The organism is Candidatus Rickettsia mendelii (assembly GCF_057543435.1).
Map to the genome: position 1 here is coordinate 1 of NZ_BTGX01000025.1, position 3,171 is coordinate 3,171.

Below are 3,171 nucleotides of genomic sequence, written 5' to 3' on the forward strand. Positions count from 1 at the left end.
ATATGAATTTCCTTATTTAATAATTATTTAATATATGGACGCTTAGCTAATAATAAGTTATAAGATATAGAATATAAATATATAAGTTTAATAAGTATAGAAATTAGTATGTCGTTATTCAATATTAAAAATCACAAAGATGATTTACTATTTGTACCACTTGGTGGTTCTAATGAAATAGGTATGAACCTTAATCTTTATCATTATAAAGGTAAATGGCTAATGATAGACTGCGGTAGTGGATTTGCTGATGATTATCTACCTGGCGTTGATATGATAATTGCTGATACTAGCTTTATTGAAAAATATAAAAAAGATATAGTGGGACTTATTTTAACGCATGCTCATGAGGATCATCTCGGCGGAGTACAATATTTATGGAATAGTCTTAAATGTCCTATTTATACTACTACTTTTACAGCAAATTTTCTAAAAATTCGATTAAGTGAATATGATTTTGCTAAAAATATAAAAATTTATGAAGTAAAACCTGGTAGTAAAATAAATCTAGCTCCTTTTTCACTAGAAATGATACCGCTAACTCACTCAGCTCCTGAAATGCAGGCAATTATGATTCGTACAGAATCAGGCAATATTTTACATACTGGAGATTGGAAATTTGATAATAACCCTATACTTGGTAAAAAAGCTGATGAAGAGCTTTTAAAATCTTATGGAGATGAAGGAGTACTTGCGTTAGTATGTGATTCAACTAACGTTTTTAATAAAGGAAGTTCTGGTTCTGAGGGAGATGTCAGGAAAAGCTTAGTAGATATCATAACTGGTTGCCCTCAAATGGTAGTAGTCTCAACTTTTGCTTCTAATTTAGCACGACTTGATACAATAATTCATGCTGCACAATTAACAGGTAGAAAAGTAGTCTTAACAGGTAGAAGCCTATATCGCATGATGCTTGCTGCAGAAGAAAGTGGTTACTTTAAAGGTATTGCACCTCTAATCAGTGAACGTGATATTAGTAGATTTAGAAGAGATGAATTGTTAGTAATTGCTACAGGTTGTCAAGGTGAAGCAATGGCTGCAACAGCAAAATTAGCTAGTAATTCTCATCCATCAATGAAACTTGTGCCAAAAGATACCATAATTTTTTCATCAAAAATTATTCCAGGCAATGAAAAGAAAATATTTAGATTATTTAATATATTTATTAAAAGTGGTGTAGAGGTTATTACTGAGCGAGATCATTTTGTGCATGTATCAGGTCATCCGGCAATTGAGGAGTTAAAAAAAATGTATTCTTTAATTAGACCTAATATTTGTATACCAGTTCATGGTGAACCTGTACATATTCATGAACATGTTAAGCTTGCTAAGAAAAATGGAATAGAGCAAGCAGTAGAAGTTGAAAATGGTAGTGTAGTATTGCTTGAACATAATAATGCTAAAGTAATTTCAAAGGTTGAAAGCGGTTATTTAGCTGTTGATGGTAATTATTTACTACCTGTAGAATCACCTATTTTTAAAGCTAGAAGACGTATGCGTGAATCAGGTATAGTAATAGCTTCAGTAGTAATGAATAAAAAAGGACTACTTGCTGCAAATCCAATTTTATCTATGCCTGGATTGCTTGATCTGAATGAGGATATTAAATTAATCAATCTGATTAAAACCGATATTATAGAGCTCATTAAAATTCAAAATAAGCAAGCAAAAAAAGTATTATCAGATGAACAAGTTATAGAATCAATCAAAGGAACAATTCGCAAAACCTTGAAACAGGAAATTAATAAATCACCAGTGATAATAGTGAATATTGAAAGAATTATAAATGAATAAATTTAAAAAAATTGCAATTTATGGAGGTGGGAGTTTTGGTACTAGCCTTGCATCTTTAGTAGCACAAGTTTGTAATAATGTTACTTTGTTTTTACGTGATGAGGAAATAGCAAAAGAAATTTTATATAAAAAAACTAACGTAAAATATTTAGGAGATATCAAGTTATCTTCTAATTTGCATGCTACTACAAAATTAGATACAATCAAGGATTGTGCACTGATTATTATTGCAGTGCCGTCTTATGCTTTCGATGATGCGATAAAATTATTAAAAATTTGTGGTATTTCTACAGATAACACTCTTCTAATTACAACAAAAGGTTTTGCTCGTAATCCTACTGAATTATTTTCAGATAGACTCAAAACTTTATTACCACATAATCCTATAGCATTTTTATCTGGTCCAAATTTAGCAAAAGAATTAGTTAAAAATTTACCGGCTTCAGCAAGCATTGCAAGTTTAGATATAGACTTAGCAGATAAAATAGCCTATAATATAACTTCAAAATTTTTTACTTTTACTACTACAAGTGATATCACAACATTGCAAGTTGCAGGTAGCTTAAAAAATATTTTTGCTATTAAAAGCGGAATTGACTTAGCAAGAGAACAGGGCGAGAATGCAAGAGCAACGTTTATAGTATCTGCTTTAAAAGAAATTGCAATTTTATCTAAAGCTTTAGGTGGTATGCAAGCAGCTTCAGATATTTTACTAGAAGCAGGAGTATTAGGTGATTTAATACTTACTTGTTACTCAAAGGCTTCACGCAATACAAAATTTGGTTATGAGCTTGGAATTAGTAGTGATAAAAAAAAGTTTTTACAAGAATATAAAGAGTTAGTAGAAGGAAGAGAAGCCTTAAAATTAGTTTTAGATTTGATAAAAAAATATAATTTACAGATGCCTATAATTTCTTCTGTAGCTTTAGAATTATTTGCATAGGATTAAGTCTAAATTATAGTAACTTTTTATCTATTCTTGCTGCGATTTTTCTTTTTTATCTAGTTTATTTAAAAAATATTTATAAGAACGTTGACATATTAGTAATTTAATTGTCATAATTATTTCTTTATGATTAATTACAAGATGTAATGAATACTCTATAGATTCCCTATAACTGCTTATTGCTATTTTAACAAGATTACCAAATATTTAATTATTACTTGTAAGTTTTGTGTAGTATATAGATAGTTTAGTTGAATCAATAAAGTAAGCAGCAGTATCTTTCTCTCTAAATAGTTGCGACATCATAACAAGCGGTAGAACTAATCTTAGCCATATCTAGATTCTTTATCTGTAACTTAGCAATCTAAAATAACGTTTATATTTGTATGATAAATGATATAAATGGTGACCTTAAGATCTTTAATTATGGT

2 protein-coding genes are annotated in these 3,171 nt (G+C 29.4%); both read left to right on the forward strand.

Annotated features, from left to right (window positions below; all coding sequences use genetic code 11):
* Positions 1–108: 108 nt before the first annotated feature.
* The gene (locus AC27F4_RS04315; RefSeq protein ID WP_487062422.1) at positions 109–1,794 is read left to right on the forward strand and encodes a ribonuclease J; all 1,686 of its coding nucleotides are present in this window, start codon (positions 109–111) and stop codon (positions 1,792–1,794) included.
* Positions 1,787–2,737, forward strand: a complete 951-nt coding sequence (locus tag AC27F4_RS04320) for an NAD(P)H-dependent glycerol-3-phosphate dehydrogenase (RefSeq protein ID WP_487062424.1) — start codon at positions 1,787–1,789, stop codon at positions 2,735–2,737. Before AC27F4_RS04315 ends, AC27F4_RS04320 begins: the two co-directional genes overlap by 8 nt.
* Positions 2,738–3,171 lie beyond the last annotated feature (434 nt).

Excerpts from the sequence above, each read along its gene's own strand:
- AC27F4_RS04320 (WP_487062424.1), top strand. The coding sequence starts at position 1,787 with ATGAATAAATTTAAAAAAATTGCAATTTATGGAGGTGGGAGTTTTGGT.
- AC27F4_RS04315 (WP_487062422.1), top strand. The coding sequence starts at position 109 with ATGTCGTTATTCAATATTAAAAATCACAAAGATGATTTACTATTTGTA.